The organism is Desulfosoma caldarium, from assembly GCF_003751385.1.
GTDB classification, from domain to species: domain Bacteria; phylum Desulfobacterota; class Syntrophobacteria; order Syntrophobacterales; family DSM-9756; genus Desulfosoma; species Desulfosoma caldarium.
Window position 1 is genome coordinate 250,543 of sequence record NZ_RJVA01000012.1, and the last position, 19,848, is coordinate 270,390.

The following is a 19,848-nucleotide window of genomic DNA, read 5'->3' on the forward strand; positions in this document are numbered from 1 at the left end:
ACACAGTCCCTATGATGCATGCACGCGTGTATAGCGTTTATAGCACATGTGCATAGCCTCACGATTTTCGTGTATAGAAAGCATGGCGTTTTTCCCCGTGCTTAAGGATTTTCCCTTGTTTTCGCAGCCGGTTAAGCAAGTGATATGCTTGTGGACCGGAAAGCCTGCACAACTCCATGACATCAGCCCTTTTGATGGAACCGTGTTTATCAATGTAGGTCAGAACCATCTGTTCCTGCTGGATCGGGTCGAACTCCACCTGGCGGACATAGGAGGCCTTCTGGCCTGATTTCTTGTACACTTTGACGATCAAGATGTAAGATCGCCCGCGGCTGCTTCCTTGTGCGTCCACGAGCCCTGCCTCCACCAGTTTTTCCAGCGTTGCCCGGGTCGATATTTCAGATTTTTGGGTGTATTGGACCAGGTCGGTGGTCGTCAGACGCGGTTCTTGACGGAGCCGGGAAAGGACAATCAGGCTGTTAATGGGCATGGGAGCGCCGGTTCGCTGTTCGTAGGAAAGAATCATTTTGAGAAAGGCGGTGTCCGCGTCCGCCCGGCTCAATAGCAGCACCACCAATGAAGCGGTCGACTGGGTGTAGTCAGGGGCCGGTCGGCCGTAGCGGAGCATGCCTTCATAAATCCGGTCAATGCCGCGGCCGGTACGCTCGGCCAGTCCGATTCGCTTGAAAATGTCGGCCAGCAGGGGATTCCGAGAACGGGGTGGAACAGTTGAGAGGTTCTGGATCGTCACACCTTCCACAAATCCACCCGGATTGATCATAGTCAGGCCATCATCATCCAACCGGACATGTACGGCTCCCAAGGAAGCATAATCGCAATGGACCAACGCGTTGATGAATCCCTCCCGGAATGCGCGCCGGTCGAAATTGGGAATGGGCACACGAAAGAGACCTACCTGAATCTCTTCTTCGACCACCCTGGCCTTGAAGAGCACCTCGACTTCTTTAAAGGTTTGCAGGAATGGCTTGCGGAATAACTCGTTGACACGGACGTCCGTGCCTTCCAGAACCTGAAAAGCAACTTCATGTGCAGGAAGATGCTGTCGGATCAGCTCTTCGCGTCCCATGAGTAAGAGACCGGCCACCGTTGGCCGTCGCACCCCGTCAACGGTGGTTGTAAGACCAAGAGCAGCGTCCAGTTCCTCATCGGCCAATGGCAGCAGCGTCCTATCGCCGCCGTAACGGCGTAAAGCCTCGCGTAAACGCTGCCGCTCCAGTGGGTTCAAATCTTCAGCACTGAGTGCCACCAGCGCGATGGCGGATGGATCTATGAGTCCTAGAGCAGATTGGCGTCGAATGAATTCGTGGGGATAGAAGGGTACGGCTTCAGGCCTGCCGGACGCCAGAAGACGACGGCGCAACACCAGCCCATCGCTCGTGGAGACGATGGAACGGGATTTAGGCACATGAATAGAGAGGATCTTCTTGTCGCCCCAATCGATGAGTTCCCCTTTGACAGCCACGGAAGGGTTCGTCCGATTCGCAATCAACGCGGCCAGCCCGACTGTATTCTGATGGTTCGGGTGAACTCCAGTGACGGTGCCGTCATCCTCGACCCCCAGCAGAACCCTACCACCTTTGGTGTTCGCCATGGCGACGACAGCGGCCAGGAGATCCCGATCCGGCAAGACCTTGAGATCGCTCTTGAATTCGACCGTGATCGTTTCTCCTTTGGCCAAAAGAGCTTTCATCTCAAGTTCAGTTGCACCCATTGGGTTTTCCTATTGCAGCATAATCCGCACCTTGCCGGGCTCCTTGCCTTTGGTCAGGTTTTCAAGAAACGCCTCGAAACGTTTCTTGAGTACCGCAAGTGTCACTGGTGAGCCCCCGGCGACGAGGGTTGCACGCAAGTCATCCGTCTTAACGGAAACCAAGACCAAATCAGTAAGAGCTTCTTTGATGGCATCGAGAAAACCGTGATCAATTTCTTCAGGCAACGAGCGTGCCTTGAGAAAGTCCTCGACAATTTTCTTGCGGTCAGGCGATAGCACCCTCTTGACGCGCTCCCTCGTCGTTGGGTCGTCGAGATTGGTGAGCAGCGTTTGGGTCCAGCTGTCGACCAGCTTGTCGAGCTCGCCGTCCAGGGTGTCCAGGATCGTTGCCGCGGGAGCCGTGGACGGTTCCGAACTCGGCTTGAAGTGGCAGTGCGGGCAGACCGGCAATGCCTCCAGTTCCTGCTCGGTGAGTGCGAAGCAGCTCTTCAAACCGGCCAGCCGATTCTGGAAGTCCGAGAGGTCCTGGCGGGGCAGCAACTCGATGGTGGCAAGCTTCTGCAGCACCTTGAGCCGCTTGTCGCCCATGAGCTGAGCCTTGCGCTTGTCCTCGTTGACGCCGAGACGCGCTTTGGCGTGCATGGAGAGGTAAGCCTGCAGGTAGGCCTTCTTGAGGTCGGTAAGCTTACGCTGGGTCTCCTGGCGGAATGCCGGCGCACTCCGTTTGGCCGGGTCGCCGATCTGGGCGAGGATCTCGTCCCGTGCCTTTTTCATGTCGTGGATCCATTGGTGGTCGGAGGGTAGGACCGCCTCGGCGGTGGATAGGTACAAGGCCGTGGACCCGAGGTCCGCCACCAGTTCCTTGAGCGACTTGATCTCGGTAAGGGATTCGAGGCCACTCCGCTGAGCGGTCACTTTCGAGGCATCATAGGGAAAGTTCTTAAGCTTACCGGGCGAATTGAACGCTTGAACGCTTTCAAGAAACGCCTTCAAGCCTTGCAGCGATGAGTGATGAGTATTGAGGACTGAGTCACTGAAAAGCCGCTGTCCCCAGAAGGGCAGGCCGTCTTTCAATGCCTGCTGCGTTCGAACGATCTCCCCGACATACTCGGCAACTTTCTTCTGCAGCTGCTGAACCGGCTCGTGTTTGCCCTGGGTGACCAGTTGCGCCATTCCCGGCGTAAGCCCAAGTAGCTCGAAAAGCGCCTTGAGGGCCGGAAGATTCCAGTCCTTGGGCCGCTCGATGTGTTTGAACTGGATCAAGTTGGCGATGGCGGTTTCGGCCAGTTGCGCTAGACCCGTGGCATCGAACTTCTCTCCCGGGATGGAAAGGACCACCTCACCGGCATAGACCAGCGCGGCCAGCACCACCACGGCCCATTCGAGTTCGAGGCGGAGCGATTGCGGCGCGAGGTATTCCACGCCGAAAACGTCCTGGATCAGCTCGGAGCGGTTGACCACCTGGCCGTGGCCCTTTTTCTTGGCGACACCGAGAATGTACTTGGCGTACTTGGACCGGTAGGGATCGAGCCGCTCGCCGTCGAGAAGCTCCAGGGCATCCAGCACAGCGGTGGCTTGTTTCGTGATGACGGATGAGGACTGAGGACTGAGAGAGCGGGAGCTGATGTTGGCAATGGCTCGGAGGGCATCTTGGGCAGCTTGCTTTCGATTTGCACTGGTGATCAAAATGGAGAAGACGGGATAGTCAGGAGCCTGATTTGCAAAGTGCGGACCGAGACAAATCCCGGCGATGGTGTTCACGAGGTCTCGGAAGTTGATGCGCTCGTGGGGGCCGATGCCGGAAAGCTCCCGGATGGACTTGCCCTTGGCCCACTCTGTGAGGGACTTGGTGCGTCCCTGGTAGGTCACCTCGAAGGCCGTGGCCATGTTCTTCTGGAGCCATTGCACAAGCTCGCGAAGGAAGCTGGATGCCTTGGACTCGTAGGTGGACTTGGCGTGACCTGAAGCGACGGATGCAAGTTCCATGGCAGCGGCGTAGCCTTGAAGCGCGGTGCGGAACTCATCGTCAAGACTCTTGATTCGAAAGAACACTTCATCCGCCTTTTTCTCATCCTTGAAATGCGGTACATCAAAGGGTTGAATGAAATAGAGGTAGAAATCCCGCGGCGGCACCGCTGTGGAGCGTTCATTGGGCGCCCCGAAGAAAAGGTATCCCTGGCGTGCGGCCTTGCGTTCCAGCCATTCCAGTTCATGCTGCCAGATCTTGTAGCCGCTGACGTAGGTCTGGTCGGTGCACTCCATGACCCGCTTCAGGGCTTCGTAATAGTAACGGTCGAGCTGTGAGGGGTCGAGACTTTCTGCCCGCTTCTCGATCAGCGCGTCGAAATCGTCGGTCTTCTTGAGGTCCAGGTAATACTGGCGGTTGTTCGGGTTGGACGAGATGAACTGCCCGCTGACCGTCTTGTGGATTTCCCGCAGGACGGTTTCCACCTGGGAAAGGAGGTCATCGGCCGGATCGCCGCCCAGTTCCTCAATGCCCGGCTGGAAGAGGCACAAGCCGTCGCGTAATTCCTCCGCCGTCGCACCCAGGGGGGCATCAATATTGCCCGTCGTGAGCCGATGGACGGATAGCGCATGAATGATGCGTAGCGCCATGGGCTTGTATGTCGGGCGGGTAAAGGCCTGCTGAATGCGCGATTCCAGCACCGTGCTGCAATCAATAACCGCCTTGATGTCGGGAACGGCGCGGAAAGATGCGTTATCGCGCAGGGTGGTCCAGTAGCTGTCATAAGCAATAAGACCTGGAGGATGAAATGATGACGCCTGATCGCTAGATGCTGAGTCGATGGTTGGAAGTTCCAACTCAAGGATTTTCTTGATTTCTCGGCTGATGGTCTTAAGAACTTCTCGTTTCTCGACAGCTCGAATTTGCTCAAAAACGTCGATGTAGTCCGGATGCACGGGAAAAAGCCGCACGAATTCGTCCATGCGCTCGTTCATGCGGCCATAGAACTTGGCGAAAGGTGTTAGGTATTCCCGGATTTTCACCTGCTGGTCGGCGGTCTTTTTAAGTAGACGTTCGGCCACCACGAACTTTACATCCTTGCGGGCAATAAGGATTTGCTCGAAGCGGTCTTTTACCCGCCGAATGCTGTCAGCAACGAAGGAGAAACGTGGGCTGTCAAAAATGGCTTCCTGGACCCCGGCGATGAAGCGGAAGCGCAGATCCTTACAGACCTCGCCGATTTCGCGCAGGAAGTTGAGATCGAGAATGAGATCTTGGTCCTTGCGGGTGCGGAGGTAATCGAGCAGTTCGTCCACCACGAGAAGCAGCCCGTGGTCGGGATATTTCTGGTGGAAGGCGGTCATCATCTCTTCAAAGGACAGCTTGTTGTTGGTCACCTTATCCGCAGGTGGGAAGGAATAGGCCACCCCCATTGCGGCCAGGTGATCCTCCAGTTCGGCCACGATAATGTCGCGCAAAGACATGCGGGTAGCACCGATTTCGCTTCGGACGACCTTGAACCGTCCGCTGATTTTCCTCGCGGCGCTGGCCACGCTTTCGTCGTTCAGATACCTCGCTAGATCGGTGTCTTCGGCCAAGGCGGAGATCACAGACATGAGATGCGATTTTCCGGTACCGTAGTTGCCTACGACCAGCAGCCCCTTGTTGTCCGTAGGCTGGTCGAACTGAAGCTGGGGAAAGACCAAGCTGACCAACTTCTCGGCCATCTCTGAGGAGATGACGTAGGTCTCGACTAGCTTTCGGGCAGCAGCGGCCTCGTCAGCGTCCCGCAGCTGGACCACGGACTCGATAGGCTCAAATTGGATCAGGTCTCCGTATTTCATTGCGACGGCCCTCCTGCGCTTTCATTCCTTGCCTTTATGCATCGGCCTTCGGATTCACGACCAGTAAATCTCGTAGGGGATATCTTTGGTATTCGGGGTGGTCCGGCGTCGCATAGACCAAGTAGAGTGATGAGGACTGAGTGATGCGTGATGAGTTGTCGGGTGTTCCCAGCTCAGACCTCAGTCCTCGTCGCTCGTTTCTGATTTCGCCACTCCAGGCCGCAACCACCGTTTTGTTCCGGGACAATCCCTGAAGGAGTCGTAACGGATCCTGCTTGAGCGAAACGTCAAAGAGCAGCTCAATGTTGTCCAGCAAAACCACGCCTGCCTGGCACGTCGCTTCCCTTTCCGGCGCAACCACGTCGGCTTCAGATGCGGCCACGATCTGCGCGAGGAGGCCGGGCAGCTGCAAAACCCGCTGGCGCTCGGTGAGATTGAGCATGCGCCGGGAAAGTTCAAGATTGACGTTGATGAGGGGTGACCCCGTGCGCTCATGAACATCTCGCAGCACGGCAGTTTTTCCCGAACCGGCAGGCGCGACCAATAAAACGAGCCTGTAATACAGTTCCGCGGCCTGGCCAATTTTTTCTATGATTTGATCGGCGAGTGATTCTGCCATGAGCGACCTCCTTCGATCCATGCGCCTTGAGGCCAGCGCCGCCAGCCTTACCCACTCGTCCACTTCTTTCTTCTCGAACTTGGAAAGCCGGCCGACCTTGTGGCCTGGCAGTTGCCGTTAACTCAACCATCACTAAACCATGTCGCCGCCAATAACGAGATGATGAGCCATCTTACCTGTCGGCAGCCATCCGTCTACCACCATTCCATTCTGGTCACATTCGGCCCCATCGAATGCCTGAAACCGACTCTTTCCCTTGGCTGTTCGGTATCCTACGGTCCCACTCTTGGAAGTTAACGGACTAATAAACGAGAACAAACAGCAGGACAATATAACAATTTGAGGTTTATCGTCATCCAGTTTATCGCGTTATTTTCCACCGTGGACCGAATGAAATCGAATTACGGCGTGCAGGTCCAGCGGGACCTACCGCCCTGGGTAATCCAGGCCCAGAGATTTTCATGCTCATGGAGCCTGAGGGGGTGGCTTGGTATTGAACATGCGGGCCGCCACGCGCGCTTGTGCCCCTGCGTCCACGATCGAATCGTTGTTTTTGGCGGCGACGATGTCCTCTACCGCGACCAGCGGGATCGCCATGCCGGAAGCCCTGAAAAAGATGACAAAGTTTAAAATGGCCCTCAAAGGGATTGGATCACCTACAAGGGCTGGGTTTGGTCAGGGAAAAGGGTGTGTGTGATGAAATAAGGGCGGTCTTGATAGTTCGAAAGGGAAGATGGACGGCCAGTCGTCAAAGCTGGAGCGTGCCAGAGATTGTCAATGGCCAAAAAACCATCGTAGTTGTGGCTCGCGAGCATGATGTCAAACAGGCCGATTCGAGACAAAGCCCGTAGCATGAAAGTGAACCCTGTTGACAAAACCACTTGGAAAAACCGCGGCCAGCTGAAGTGGCTCTGGGTGATGTCCAACCCGATGGAATGATTCAACGGCCGAATCAAAGAGGTCTTGTGGCAAACCAGGTTTCCTCCCTCAGCTTAACGACGAGAAGCTTTGAATCAGTGCGGCAGGCCCTATCATTACGATATCACACAGAAACATATCCAATATATCACCCAGATTCCGGCACTGAAAAACGGGCAACAAAAAAGACCTCAACTTTTTGTGAAATCAGTTCAGGATGTTACGAGACTTAAGAGTGCCATTCGGTTCGTAGGTTTCTTCGCCACAATTCGTTTGGTGGCGTCGCGTTGCATTTTTCGCCCGCCGATTGAAACCCAAAAACCCGCAGGATGAATGGACAGGCTTCCTTCCGACACATCTACGGCAACCCTTAGGAAAGCTTCGAATGGGCTCAGGAGATTTGGCCTGAAAAACCGACATGGCAACTTGACAAGACGGCGGCATCTGCGTACATGTGCTCATGTACGTCAACACAGGAGTCGACGTTCCTGAAACAATTTGGATGGTAACCACGCGGCCTACAGTCGTTGAACCGGCGCCATAGCACGATGGATCGATCGGCTGCAAACCCTATCGCCTAGCCGTCGTCACACACGCGACGAAGTGAAAGACAATCTGGCGAACTTGACGGGCGATAAATGGCTCATGGCCGCCCAAGACGACGACAGATAGAATGTCGGTCCCTGCGCGTCCGGGATACCCATAGGCCAGGCCTTTCCACATGCGTTCGTCACGTGGCCGCTGGAAACTGTCAACGACAGCAGGGTGGTGCGGGAACTTCTTGGTCACAAGGAGGTGGAGACCACGATGATGTGCAGCCATGGCCTCAGCTGGGGCAGTAAGGGAGTCCGGAATCCTGTAGACGATTTGTGAGGGAGAGAAGGCGTTATCTATTTAAAGGGTTGCCTTTCGCCGCACCCCTGCCAGAAAACAGCATGTCTATTTACAGACGGGGAATATGCGCACGAAGGGCCACGGGCTAGCGAAGAACCATTGTGATATGGGACTTTTAACAAAAGACCCTATGCACATTGTTAGGCATCATTAAATGGAGGTTTAAATGAAGCGTCAAAGATACCAAATTAAGTTTCCACCGACAAAACCTCATCAGTTGGAACAAGATCAGTCATTTTTTTATCTCTATGAAAATGATCAAGAAATCACATTACGATTTCATGATTATGCCGAGCTTTACAAACGCCCTGGCTTGTATGAGCAACTTTTTTATCAACGCCTCCGCTGCCGATCGCCGCAAAAAGTTGTTGAGATATTGAGCAAAGTCCTGAAAGAGAATGGCGTGGAAATGGCCGAGTTGCGAGTGCTTGACCTTGGAGCCGGAAATGGAATGGTCGGCGAACTCCTTCAAGTGGCGCGCGTCATTGGGGTTGATATTATTGAGGAGGCGTATCTCGCCTGCGAACGTGATCGCCCCGGAGTGTATGATGCGTATTATGTCGCTGATATGTCTAACCTGGATGCCAGCATAGAGGAGGAATTGAAGGATTGGCAAATTGACTGTTTAACCTGTGTGGCGGCACTTGGTTTTGGAGATATTCCCGTCAGCGCGTTCATGACAGCGTTCAATTTCGTGGAAGTTGGTGGCTGGATCGCCTTTAACATCAAGGAGACGTTTTTACAGGAAAGCGACGAGACTGGTTTCTCGCGCCTCACGAAATACCTTCTGATGAGTGACACACTGGAGGTTCATCATTTGGAGAGGTATAGGCATCGCATTTCTATCGATGGACGTCCCCTGTTTTATTACGCACTCGTTGGGAAGAAGATGTCTCATATTTCACCAAAGGTCATGCATGACTTTGAATCTGCCACATAAGGGTTCTTCTTCATCAGCATACAAGGTGATGCCTAACAATTGCATGAACGCGGCCCCAAAGATTGCCATTATTGGGGCGTGGTTTACCCTGTGCTGTTAGCCGAGGCGCCCGAGCCCAGGACGCGTCGACGGCCTTTGCTGCGATTCCGGAGACATGTTCGTGCCGTCGCTGGCGTGCTTCCACGCAAACACCACCGGCAGCGGTGTTCCTGGTTCGCGTGGCGCCGCGCCGATACGTCCATCTACGGTCGGTAGACCTACCACACGGGTTGGCGCCAGGCCAAGGTGACCGTGGGATTTCGGGGCCTCGATGAGGGGCGGGTTAGGAACCCGCCCCTACCCAAAAAAATGACACGGGTAGCCGGAAATGGTGCATCAATTCTAAATGTTTTCCGTGCGGCACATGAACCACATTCGAAACACCCCCGGCGTTTCTGTATGGCAACGCAACTGTGACCAACACACGATCCGTAACGATGTCTTCTCGCTTCACACACGTGAAGATGTTGTGAACAATCCATGGCCATGGGCATTGGAACGTTATCACTTCGCCTGGGGGATGCATTCATTGCTTCCACGGGACGAACCTTGGCGCTTTTGACCGAATCCACGCTCGAACAGGCCGCCCCCACCGGCGGGGCCGACGCTCCTGCCGCCGCTACGATCTTGCCACGCGCAGGCCGTTTGCCACCGCCGCCAATTCGGAGCTTTCATGGACAAACACGGCAAGGGCCACGCTCATGGTCCCTGCAAGCGCCGCCGGGATAAGCACAGCTAAGATCGCAAGGGAAAAAGCGATATTTTGCCGAGCGATCTTCCGAGCGGTTCTTCCCAGCTGGGTGGCGTAGGCGAGCTTCTCGAGATCGTCGGCCATGAGTGCCACATCGGCAGCGTGTATAGCCGTATCGCTTCCTGCCGTTCCCATGGCAACCCCCACCGTGGCCTGCGCCAAAGCGGGGGCATCGTTGATGCCATCGCCTACCATGGCCACTGCCCCGTCGGTTTTTTCCAGCTCCTTTACGGCCAAGACCTTATCTTCCGGCTTGAGGTCGGCTCGCACCTCGTCAATGCCCAGTTCCTTGGCAAGGGCACGGGCAGAGAGCTGGGTATCGCCGGTCAACATAACCACTTTGAACCCTTGACGATGAAGCGCCTCAATGGCCGATTTTGCCTCGGGCCGAGGCTCATCCCTGATGGCAACCAGGCCTTCGAGGGCATCTTCCGTACCCACAAGGATCACCGTCTTGCCCTCCTTTTTGAGGGCCTCAATGGCGGCCGCCACCGGCGCTTGCTGTGAGAGTTTTGCCAACAAGGTCTCCTTGCCCACATACACCGTGCGGCCTGCCACCGTCGCTCGTGCTCCATAGCCCACCAGGGAACTGAAGTCCGTCACATCAACCGGGCGCACTTCCATCTCTTCGGCCTTTTTGACAATGGCTTTGGCCAAGGGGTGTTCAGAAAACCTTTCCACGCTGTACGCCAGGCTCAGAACCCTCGCGGCATCCCCACGGATGGGCACAACATCCGTCACCGTGGGTTCCCCTCTGGTGAGAGTACCCGTTTTATCAAAGGCGACTACCTTGATTTTCCCCAAGTTCTCCAAATGCACGCCTCCTTTGATGAGCACGCCGCTGCGACCAGCTTTGCTGATCCCTGCGGCAATGGCCACCGGCGTGGACATGACAAGGGCGCACGGCGCGGCAGCCACCAGGAATACAACCGCCTTCGTCATCCAGTCCCTAAGGGGCAGCCCGAGCGTGCCCGGAAGAACTACCAAGAGCACCGCGCCGGCCAGCACAAAAGGCGCATACATCCTGCCGAACTTTTCAATAAAAAGCTGCGCCTTTCCCTTTTGCTCTTGCGCTTCCTCGACCAAGTGAATCATCTTGGCGAGGGTGTTATCTTCAAAGGTGGCTGTTACCTGAACTGTGAGCGTGCCTTCCTGGTTGAACGTTCCTGCAAAAACCCGCATGCCCTCTTTTTTTGCCACGGGCATGGATTCCCCCGTGACCGGTGCTTCGTTGACGCTGGAGCGGCCTTCCACAATGATGCCGTCAGTGGCGATGTTCTCGCCTGGTCGCACCAGAAATAGGTCGCCCACCTTCAGGTCCTGGGCGGGAACAGTGGCTTCTTGACCGTCCCTCAGAACCTGGGCGGTGTGGGGGGCCAAATCAAAGAGTTTCCGTATGGCCGCACGGGTCCGGGCGTAAGTGAGTTCTTCCAGACCTTCCGCGGTGCCATAAAGGAAGACCAAGAAGGCCGCCTCATCCCACATACCTAAAATAGCTGAGCCGACGGCAGCGGCCATCATAAGGATTTCAATGCCAATGACTCTTTCTTGGAAGAGTTCCTCAAAGCCTTCCCGTGACCAGTGGTAGCCGCCAAGAATCATGGCCACCAGGTACGCGGCGATTTCAGCCGACCGAGGTAGCCAGCCCCCATGGGCGAGGGCAAAGGAAAAACCGGTAAGCAGCCCGGCTAACAAGGCGTTGCGCACAGGCGGATAGGCATACCATGCACCCTCAAAAATGGCTTTTTCTTGGCCTGCCTCCATGTGTTCATGTCCTCCTGTGGTCCCATCCAAACAGTTCAGCCCAAAGCGATAGTGTCCAATGAGTGACGTGGAGCACGACAGCCACCCTGTCCAGGGGATGGTCGGTGGCTATCTGCCGAATGGTGAGTGCCGTTGTCAGCTGAATCCCCATGTGGTGTCCTTCCTCGGCATGGTGATGTGGATTTCACGGGCCTGCAGGTCGCGCTTGGCCTCTTCTCTGCTTTCAAAGCTGGATGTGAAAGCAATCGGGTCGAAGACTTGTTCACGCCCGCCGATCATCTCATCCGTCGTCTTCTTGATCACGGTGGGATAAATGAGATGCGCTTTAATGCGGCCATCGATTGCGATTTCAGCCCCCTTTCTTATCTGTTGCTTACGGATTCTAAGCCCGAATGCGCTCTACGGACACTCCACCGGCGATCGCCGAAAGGTTTTGCTTGCGCAGACATCTGAAGTCTTTGCCGGCTGATGTCAATTTCCTAGGTGGTGTCCTGCCCCTTGTTTTCTCACCGGGGTTACCTGGGGCCGAAGAGGATCACAAGTCCTCCCAAAAGGCAGATTCCCACCCCTATGGAATCCCATCTATCGGGCAACTTGTTTTCAACAAGCCACAGCCAGACAAGTGAAGCGGCAATGTAGATGCTTCCATACGCCGCATAGGCACGTCCGGCGAAATCAGACTCCACCTTGGTCAAAAAGTAGGCGAAGGCGGTCAAAGACAAGAGGCCTGGTAAAATCACCCATGCCGGCTTATGCAGTCTAAGCCAGGCCCAGAACGAAAAGCAGCCGCCGATTTCAGCGAAAGCTGCCAGAACATAGAACACATAGCTTTTGATCAAATTTCATTCTCCTCATGGGCTTTCCCTTTTCTCTGTGAACGACAGAAGCCGCACGGTCCGGTCGAGGCAAACTGCGGCGACGCTGCCGGAGAAGTTTTTATGACCTGAAAGGCCTCGAGCCAATAAAAAAATAAGGGCGACAGGATCGCCATGATATGGACCAGATTGTCCGGCAGCACCTGGTCGCTGGCCATCACTCGGGCGAAAACCCACGGAAAGGAAGCAGCTTGTCATCGCCGGTGAACAAGAAAAATCAATCCGCCGAGGATCTGGGCCGTGGGGATGGACAGGTTCCGCCGCCGAAGCTCAACCCATAGGCTGTCGTCAGAAAAAAGCAGGTCAGCGTCAGGGAGTAAAACAGCCTGCCAATCTCGGCGATGGCCATGGGCCTGAGCATGTCGTCGCCTTCACCCAGGTTGACCGCCACGGGAATCAGCACTAGGACCGTCGTGAGCTGGGTCATCAGAATGGGCCGGACCCTAATCGGCCTGCCGAAAAGGCGTGCTCTGCACTTTGAAAAACAAATCGGTGCCATGTTGCTCAAAGACATAAGGATATGCACGTTCACGCTTTTTTAAAGAAAAATGGCCTCTAGAATAAATTATGATCGCATCAAGACATCCACCGGACGGTCAACGCCGCCGGTGATCCCGGCCTTTAGGCCCGAAAGGCGAGTCGGCCATCAATGGAGAGTTAGGCGATCATAAGTTTGTTGAAAAAAGGCAGGCCATGGAGAAGCCGTTCTCTTTCGCCAGGGTTTGAAGCGGCATCGAATGCATAAGTCTGCCACTTATCGGCTTTCAAAGGCACCATTTGAGTGTGGCTTCCTTTGTCCAAAACGACCCAGATCGAAGGCCTCTTCGTCCAACAGGCCCCTGATGGGGCAGAGTCGCTCCCCCTCCATGGTCATCCACTGAAGTATGCGGACGCCAACCCGGTTGGGGATCATGATTCGCCCCCTGGTTATGAACTCACAGCACCTCGGTGCCTGGTCACCTATGATGGCCTTGCGACCACATTTGCCAAGGATTCGCCGAGGAACCGTTGCAGGTCAAGCATGCAAGCCTTTTGCGCAAGACAGCCAGGTTGTTTCGGTTTTGGAATAGACGATATGATAGAAAGGAATCCTTCGAAAACCAGCATGGATATTTTGGCCCGGGGCGACAGATTGGAAAGATATCGCGAACCCAGAAGTTTCAGGAACGCTTCCTAATGTTAGCACTATGTGAGATGAAAGGAGCCTTTCATAATGAGAAAATCAATCGGCTTAAAGAGAAGAAACAGACCGTCTCAAAGTGTCAAAACGACGCTTCCTCCTGGATCTCCGGTTTTCATTGGCGAAAAAAGAGTGGAGAAAATCCGAATTGATATTATCGATTACAATGAAAACAGCATAAAAGAATGCCGGGATGCCGATCTAAAGGAATGCGAGCGGCTGGCAAAAGGCCAAACCGTTACCTGGATCAACGTCATCGGTATTCACGATCCGGGAATCATAGAAGGCATAGGAAGTATCTTCAATCTTCACCCCTTAACGATAGAGGATATTGTGAACACAAACCAGCGTCCCAAAATGGAAGAGTTCCCTGACTATTTATTCATCGTCCTCAAGATGAGCACCTACAATGATGAGACGAATAATCTCGAAATGGAGCATGTCAGCCTGATCCTCGGCGACAACTTCGTCATATCGTTTCAGGAAGAGGAGGGCGACGTGTTCGAACCGGTGCGCCAACGCCTTCGCTCGTCAAAAGGCCGAATTCGAAAACTGAAATCAGATTACCTCGCCTATGCCTTGATGGATGCGGTGGTTGATCATTATTTTGTGGCCGTGGAACGGATGGGCGACTGGATTGAGGAGGTTGATGACCGGATCGTCGCCGAACCCAAGCAGGAAGATATTCAGGAAATTCACCGGCTCAAAAAAAATATTTTGATCTTGCGTAAGGCGGTATGGCCCCTGCGCGAAGAAATCGGATCTCTCGAAAAAAGCGCATCGCATCTTATCCACCCGGAAACCAGACTGTTCCTTCGGGATCTTTATGACCACACTATTCAGGTTATCGATATAACTGAGACGTTTCGAGATCTTGTAGGCGGCATGCATGACACCTATCTATCGGGTATCAGCAACCGCATGAATGAGATTATGAAGGTCCTGACTATTTTTTCAACCATATTCATACCGTTGACCTTTATTGCCGGGGTGTACGGCACCAATTTCGATAATATTCCCGAGCTGCATTTCAAGTACGGCTATTTTGCCATGCTGGGGCTCATGCTGATCGTCGCCTTGCTTATGCTGAGATTTTTTAAGCGGCGCGGCTGGATTTAACGCGCTATTTAATAGCAGCATGATATGGAAATCCCTCAATAGGTCACCAGCCAAGTAGGGCAACACATCTGCCTAAGGCACAACGCCATGAATGCCGCCGACGGCTCGGGTCTTTTTCAATCCTCGGCAGATCATCGAAAGATGTTCAAAAAAAGCCGAAGCTCTTCTTAGGGAGGAAGAGAGCTCGTCTTGGGAGTGAAAACGGAGCTTGAGGGTCAGGGCCAAAACGCGAGTTGGGGGAAAAGTCGCCTCCAGTTCAGCGTCGATAGCGGTGATTATTCGGACGGTGTCATGAACCTCGCCGCCCGCCATAAGGGCTGCACCCAGATTCAGGGGGTGAACCCGGGCCCCGGCACCGACAGGAGAGCCAAAAGTCGGCCGTTGGGTTTGAACTCGAACGTTGGCTCGAAAGCGCCGGCACTGCTTCCGGCAAGTTGAACTAAATTAAGGGGTCACGATGGAGACCCCGCTGCGGCTTTCCTCGTGAAGAAAAGGTAGTTCAAATCAGACCTTACGCCGGCGCCCCAGCACCCGGCCGGCGAGGCCGGAACCGATCAGACCGGAACCCAAGAGCAGCAGCGTTCCCGGTTCGGGAACGTGGTAGGTCACGTCGTGGGAGCCGGGATTGTTCATAAGTGTGGAGGCGATTGTGGAGACGATTTGGGAGTTCCCCCTTTCGTCGGTTTGAATGGCCATCACGTCGAAGTGGACCCAAGCGAACTTGAGGGTTCCGAAGGTGAAGGTGATGTGCTTGATCTCGCCCAAGGCGTTCCCCTCCTCGGGTTTGGTGAAATCGGGGACTGGCTCCTTCGCCGAGAAATTGCCGATGTCAAAATAGAGAAAATCGGCGACGTCGTCCTTAACCGGGTAATGAACGTTGGGGAAATAACTGTTCTCTGAGTAGTGGAAGGCGGTGGTAGATTTTGTGCTGTTATCAATGTAAATGTAGATCGTGAAATTTTCTTTAATTAATTCTAAGTTGTAGGAGGAATCCGGCACCGAAGCTATCAGGATCGCTCCATGCGAGTCAAAAGCATTAGGAAGTTGTTCATTTATATCTGTCCAATCAGGTCCTTTTTCGTATTTCCCACCAAGCCACAGCGACGAGTCCTTATTTTCATTGTTCGCCAGGACCCCGCCCACCACAATCGATGTTCCCGTGGTGAAGGCGGTCTCCTCGTCTGGGCCCATGGTCGTGTAGTCCACATATCCGCCGTTCCCGTCCGACACGCCCACCTGCAGGGTCGGTACCGCCAGGGCCGGCGCTACCCAACACCCCCATATAGCAATTATAACGAAAAGGATCCTTCCGCGCATAACGACTCCTCTTGATAAAGGGATAATCTCAATCTCGCCGCCCTTTTGATGATTTACCTCTACCTAAGCCGACCCGATATCCAGACAAATCATCGGCAACAACAGGCGGATATTTTTCTATCTTAGAAAGATGCATGCCATCTTTTCGTAATTCCAAAGTCGATCGGAATTATGATGATAATTTGAAAGGTTATGGTCTCCGTGACGAGGCTCTGGGATCATGCCCTGGCAGAAAGTGTGCAATGATTTTCCGCTCGAGTGTGCAAGCGTCATCACTTGGGCGGTAATGCCTTGCAAACTTGGCCGGCGGGCCCGCCCGGGTCTGGAGGAGCAGTTCGAAAGCAAATAAAAAAGAAAAAATTCTCAGAAAACGGGAAAGATCCTATGGCTGTCTTTCACGGGTGTTGGTGTGGGGCTTCATTGTGATCGCCGTGGGCTGCTCCGGGACTAGCTCGGCAATGATTAAAATGGCCTTCTAGCAGATTTGGGCGGTGCTTTCCATGAGGTGTCGGGCAATGAGGAATCATCAAAGCCTATTCCTGGATCGTCATTCCCGCGGAGGCGGGAATCCGGCGAACACAGTGCAGGATTGCACTGCCGCCAAAAGCATGCGGGAATGACAAGCCGGCAGATGGACTAGGATTTTCCTTTTGCCTCGCGCCCCCTGCGGGATTCGCGTCAGCAGGGCCGTTAGGGTCTTCAAGCTCGTGTTACTGACCCCGAACTGGACTAGACCAGCAAGAGGCAGCAGATTCGGTCCACAAAAGGGGCTGTTTGGGTGGGGAAAGAGCGTTTAAACCAGCTCGACGGCAAAGGTAGGCAGGCAATCCTAAAAGGGAGCTCGTGCTGGGGATTCTCAATGCCAACCATCGTGGATGTGCCGCGCCAGCACAATGTCAAACGGGGCGAGATCCAGCAATAGATCCATAGGTATATGACCTTCGGAACCCAGGCGCTCAAGGTATACTCGAAATCTGTGGAAACGGTCCACCAGCAGGAGCTGAGGCGGCACCGTGAAAAGATCGGTGAACAGGGTCTGCAGATCGATGTTTTAGAAAGGCCGAAGCTATTTTCAGCGAGGAAGAGAGCTGGTCTTGGCGGTGAAAACGGAGCTTGAGGCTCGGGGCCATCAGGTCCGTTGTGAAAAAGTCGCCGAGGACCTGGAGAGTTGTTGGAGGATCATTCACTCCAAGGATCGCGCCGGGCCGAATGGGCCGGCAGTTACCTGATAATCCGGCGCAGCGCCGACGGTGGCAGCATCTCCAGGTCAGCATCGCTGAGTTGAAAATCCGAAGTGCTGAGTCCCTGGTCAGCCGTGAAGCTCCTTCAGGAAATCCCTCGTGATCGGTCAAAGAAGCACCGCTCTCGCTGTTCGTGAGTCCAGCCGATCACCTGGTCGCGGGCCGCCACTTTCCAGGCGGCGTAGCCCCAGCCCAGGGAGGCCGCCAACGAATCGTCAAGATAGGCCAGGTTTTTGTGATAGGAACCGACGATCCAGGGTGGGATCAGATCAAGATGGCGGTCGATCGGAAAGTCCCACAACCCTTTGTCCGGTCTGCGCCGGACGATCTCGATTGTCAAAGCTCCGAAGGCGGAGAACCGGCCGGCCCTGATCCCAATGATCGAAGATGACCTGACGGATTTGGGCCAGATCGCTGGAATTGACACAACGGCCACGGGTTGGTTAGACTGCTTTTCACATAATGATGGCAAGGCCGTGAAAAGTGCCGGCTTACGACGCCGGCGAACAATTGAATCCCTGTGATCCCTCGCACCTGGAAAAAGGTTCAGAAGAGCCGCATATATCTATTAAAGACGTATTTTACAGCTCTAAGTTTAATGATATACCTTTTCAAGGAGGTTCTGGAATGAAGATTCGCGCGATGGTTTTATTTTTTTTATTCATGTCGCTTGTGTCGGTCCCCGTGAACGCCGGTGCTGCCGAAGGCGGGATCAAGGACGCGGAATCCGCTTCCCATGGCTTCGAGGCATCGGAATATCAAGTCGTGGATGCGTATAAATTTCCCGGCTTGGAGGTCGTCCAGTTCCATCTGGCCGTGCTGTCTCATTATTCGTATATGGTGGTCAGCGACGGCCAGGCCCTTTTGGTGGACCCTGTGCGGGACGTGTTTGCGTATCTGGATTACGCTCAAAAAAACAATTTGAAAATCATGGGCGTGTTTCTGACCCACAACAACGCCGACTTTGTGGCCGGGCACATCGAAGTGGCCAAAATGATCGGCTGCCCGATCTATATTGGCAGCCATAGCGGTGCAAGCTTTCCTCATGAGCCGTTGCGTGAAGGCTCGGTTATCACTGTGGGCGACGCCGAAATACACATCCTGGAAACGCCCGGCCATACTCCGGAAAGCACCAGCGGCGTGATCTATTCCAAACAAAACCCCAACACACCATTGGCCATTCTTACTGGGGACGCGCTCTTCGTGGGCAGTGTAGGCCGGCCGGACCTCATGGGCGGCCAGATGGCCGCGGCGACTTTGGCTTCCATGATGTTCGATACCTGGACCCAAAAGCTGTCCAAACTGCCCGACGAGGTGGTGGTGTTCCCGGCTCACGGCGCGGGATCGCTGTGCGGGGCGCATTTGAGCGACGAACCCACTTCCACCATCGGTGCGGAACGAAGGTCCAACGTGTATTTGCAGCACAAATCCCGAGGCGAATTTATCGCCGCCATTCTGGAAGGCCTACCTGAGGCGCCGCAGTATTTCAAACACAACGCGGCCATGAACAAAAAGGGACCCGATCCCGTGGCCTGGGATGCTCCTTTGCCCGCACTCGATTCGGTATCCATGGCCCTGACCCAGCCGGACACCTATTACGTGGTGGACGTTCGGGACGCGAAAGACTACGCGGCCGCTCACGTTCCTAACTCGGTGAACATTGGGCTTCGTGGCCGTTTTGAAACCTGGGTGGGGATCATGGTGCCTTGGGATGCGAACTTGGTGCTGGTGGGTTCGGAACAAGAACTCAAGGAGGCCGTAAAGCGGCTGACTCGCGTGGGGTATTCCCCCAAGACCCTGGAGTGGAATGTGTGGAAAACGGCCGGTCTTAAAACAAACGTCAACGCTCTGATCAAGCCCAGGGATTTGTATGCCCGCATGCAAAGCGGGTCCGCGCCGATGGTGGTGGACGTGCGTCTGCCCTCGGAATGGATGGGGCTTCGCATCGGCACCGTATTGAATCTGCCTTTGAACAATCTGGCTCAGGAATCCTCCAAGCTGGCTAAGGATCAGGAAGTCGTGGTGGTGTGTAATTCCGCGTATCGGTCCAGCATGGCCGTGGGCGTGCTGGAACGGCAAGGCTTCACCAAAGTGGCCAGCCTGGACGGCGGCAGCCAGGCCTGGATCGATGCCGGTTTGCCGACGTATGGTTCGGCAGCAAAAGCTGCATCAACCTCGGCCGTGCCCAAGCGGCACGTGCCGCTGCCGGAGCGCATGTCGCCGGAAGCGCTCCAACGCCTGATGGTCGATCTGCCCGGAACCTTTGATTTGGTCGATATTCGGCCGGCGTCGGCCTTTGCCGATTACAGCCTGCCCGGGTCGGTAAACGCCGATATCGCCGACGTGATGTTCAACCCGGCGTACTTGGTTGGATCGGGCCCTTTGATTCTCGTGGACCGGGACGGCTCTCTGGCTATGGCCGTGGGAGGCGTTCTTGCGCAAAAAACCAAGCGGCCCATCAAGGTGCTTTATGGCGGGTTGGAAGCCTATTGGCGGGACATGGAACTCAGGCCCGCCGTGACCATGCGCATGTCGCCGGGCGGTTCAATGAGCGTACCGGCGCCCAAGGCCGCTCCCGCTCCGGAACCGGCGCCGTCAGCGCCGGCTCCCGCGCCTCAGAAGCCCAAAAAGAAACCGGCGGGGTGCTGA

13 protein-coding genes are annotated in these 19,848 nt (G+C 54.9%); 3 read left to right on the forward strand and 10 right to left on the reverse strand.

Annotated features, from left to right (window positions below; all coding sequences use genetic code 11):
• Nucleotides 1–58: 58 nt before the first annotated feature.
• The 4 genes from EDC27_RS09310 to EDC27_RS16780 all read right to left on the reverse strand — a co-directional run bounded on the left by EDC27_RS09310 (nt 59) and on the right by EDC27_RS16780 (nt 6,758).
• Nucleotides 59–1,732: an ATP-binding protein gene (locus EDC27_RS09310; protein ID WP_123290344.1), complete on the reverse strand. Its 1,674-nt coding sequence runs from the start codon at nt 1,730–1,732 to the stop codon at nt 59–61.
• Nucleotides 1,733–1,741: 9 nt separating this feature from the next.
• The gene (locus tag EDC27_RS09315; RefSeq protein WP_123290345.1) at nt 1,742–5,542 is read right to left on the reverse strand and encodes a DUF6079 family protein; all 3,801 of its coding nucleotides are present in this window, start codon (nt 5,540–5,542) and stop codon (nt 1,742–1,744) included.
• Between the two features lie 34 nt (nt 5,543–5,576).
• Nucleotides 5,577–6,161 (reverse strand): BREX-3 system P-loop-containing protein BrxF, encoded by a 585-nt coding sequence (gene brxF, locus EDC27_RS09320; protein ID WP_123290545.1) that lies wholly within the window; start codon nt 6,159–6,161, stop codon nt 5,577–5,579.
• Between the two features lie 465 nt (nt 6,162–6,626).
• Complete coding sequence (locus EDC27_RS16780; RefSeq protein WP_281273138.1) at nt 6,627–6,758, reverse strand: hypothetical protein; 132 nt, start codon at nt 6,756–6,758, stop codon at nt 6,627–6,629.
• Nucleotides 6,759–8,139: 1,381 nt separating this feature from the next.
• Between EDC27_RS16780 and EDC27_RS09335 the strand changes: the two genes are divergently transcribed.
• Nucleotides 8,140–8,913, forward strand: a complete 774-nt coding sequence (locus EDC27_RS09335; protein ID WP_123290347.1) for a class I SAM-dependent DNA methyltransferase — start codon at nt 8,140–8,142, stop codon at nt 8,911–8,913.
• 658 nt (nt 8,914–9,571) lie between these two features.
• Here the strand turns inward: EDC27_RS09335 and EDC27_RS09340 are convergent.
• The 4 genes from EDC27_RS09340 to EDC27_RS09350 form a co-directional block, all read right to left on the reverse strand.
• A complete protein-coding gene (locus tag EDC27_RS09340) occupies nt 9,572–11,467 on the reverse strand; it encodes a heavy metal translocating P-type ATPase (RefSeq protein ID WP_123290348.1) in 1,896 nt (631 codons plus the stop codon).
• 135 nt (nt 11,468–11,602) lie between these two features.
• Nucleotides 11,603–11,746: a hypothetical protein gene (locus EDC27_RS16015; protein ID WP_170161728.1), complete on the reverse strand. Its 144-nt coding sequence runs from the start codon at nt 11,744–11,746 to the stop codon at nt 11,603–11,605.
• Between the two features lie 236 nt (nt 11,747–11,982).
• Nucleotides 11,983–12,303, reverse strand: a complete 321-nt coding sequence (locus EDC27_RS09345) for a YnfA family protein (protein ID WP_123290546.1) — start codon at nt 12,301–12,303, stop codon at nt 11,983–11,985.
• A 256-nt stretch (nt 12,304–12,559) separates the two neighbouring features.
• Nucleotides 12,560–12,856 carry an efflux RND transporter permease subunit gene (locus tag EDC27_RS09350; RefSeq protein ID WP_123290349.1) on the reverse strand — a complete coding sequence of 99 codons (297 nt, stop codon included), beginning with the start codon at nt 12,854–12,856 and terminating at the stop codon, nt 12,560–12,562.
• 699 nt (nt 12,857–13,555) lie between these two features.
• Here EDC27_RS09350 and corA point away from each other — a divergent pair.
• On the forward strand, nt 13,556–14,641 hold the full coding sequence (corA, locus tag EDC27_RS09355; RefSeq protein WP_123290350.1) for a magnesium/cobalt transporter CorA: 1,086 nt from the start codon (nt 13,556–13,558) through the stop codon (nt 14,639–14,641).
• A gap of 504 nt (nt 14,642–15,145) precedes the next feature.
• On the opposite strand, the gene EDC27_RS09365 is transcribed toward corA, so the two are convergent.
• Together EDC27_RS09365 and EDC27_RS09375 are read right to left on the reverse strand one after the other, a co-directional pair.
• Complete coding sequence (locus EDC27_RS09365; RefSeq protein WP_123290352.1) at nt 15,146–15,958, reverse strand: choice-of-anchor N protein; 813 nt, start codon at nt 15,956–15,958, stop codon at nt 15,146–15,148.
• Between the two features lie 1,326 nt (nt 15,959–17,284).
• On the reverse strand, nt 17,285–17,635 hold the full coding sequence (locus EDC27_RS09375) for a Druantia anti-phage system protein DruA (protein WP_170161729.1): 351 nt from the start codon (nt 17,633–17,635) through the stop codon (nt 17,285–17,287).
• Nucleotides 17,636–17,826: 191 nt separating this feature from the next.
• Here EDC27_RS09375 and EDC27_RS09380 point away from each other — a divergent pair, with 191 nt between their 5' ends.
• The gene (locus EDC27_RS09380) at nt 17,827–19,848 is read left to right on the forward strand and encodes an MBL fold metallo-hydrolase (protein WP_245994423.1); all 2,022 of its coding nucleotides are present in this window, start codon (nt 17,827–17,829) and stop codon (nt 19,846–19,848) included.

Bases quoted from the DNA above. Each gene is read 5' to 3' on its own strand.
- EDC27_RS09365 (WP_123290352.1), bottom strand. From the start codon at position 15,958: ATGCGCGGAAGGATCCTTTTCGTTATAATTGCTATATGGGGGTGTTGG.
- EDC27_RS09380 (WP_245994423.1), top strand. From the start codon at position 17,827: ATGAAGATTCGCGCGATGGTTTTATTTTTTTTATTCATGTCGCTTGTG.
- EDC27_RS16780 (WP_281273138.1), bottom strand. From the start codon at position 6,758: ATGGCGATCCCGCTGGTCGCGGTAGAGGACATCGTCGCCGCCAAAAAC.
- brxF (WP_123290545.1), bottom strand. From the start codon at position 6,161: ATGGCAGAATCACTCGCCGATCAAATCATAGAAAAAATTGGCCAGGCC.
- EDC27_RS09310 (WP_123290344.1), bottom strand. From the start codon at position 1,732: ATGGGTGCAACTGAACTTGAGATGAAAGCTCTTTTGGCCAAAGGAGAA.
- EDC27_RS09350 (WP_123290349.1), bottom strand. From the start codon at position 12,856: ATGTCTTTGAGCAACATGGCACCGATTTGTTTTTCAAAGTGCAGAGCA.
- EDC27_RS09340 (WP_123290348.1), bottom strand. From the start codon at position 11,467: ATGGAGGCAGGCCAAGAAAAAGCCATTTTTGAGGGTGCATGGTATGCC.
- EDC27_RS16015 (WP_170161728.1), bottom strand. From the start codon at position 11,746: ATGATCGGCGGGCGTGAACAAGTCTTCGACCCGATTGCTTTCACATCC.
- EDC27_RS09315 (WP_123290345.1), bottom strand. From the start codon at position 5,542: ATGAAATACGGAGACCTGATCCAATTTGAGCCTATCGAGTCCGTGGTC.
- corA (WP_123290350.1), top strand. From the start codon at position 13,556: ATGAGAAAATCAATCGGCTTAAAGAGAAGAAACAGACCGTCTCAAAGT.
- EDC27_RS09335 (WP_123290347.1), top strand. From the start codon at position 8,140: ATGAAGCGTCAAAGATACCAAATTAAGTTTCCACCGACAAAACCTCAT.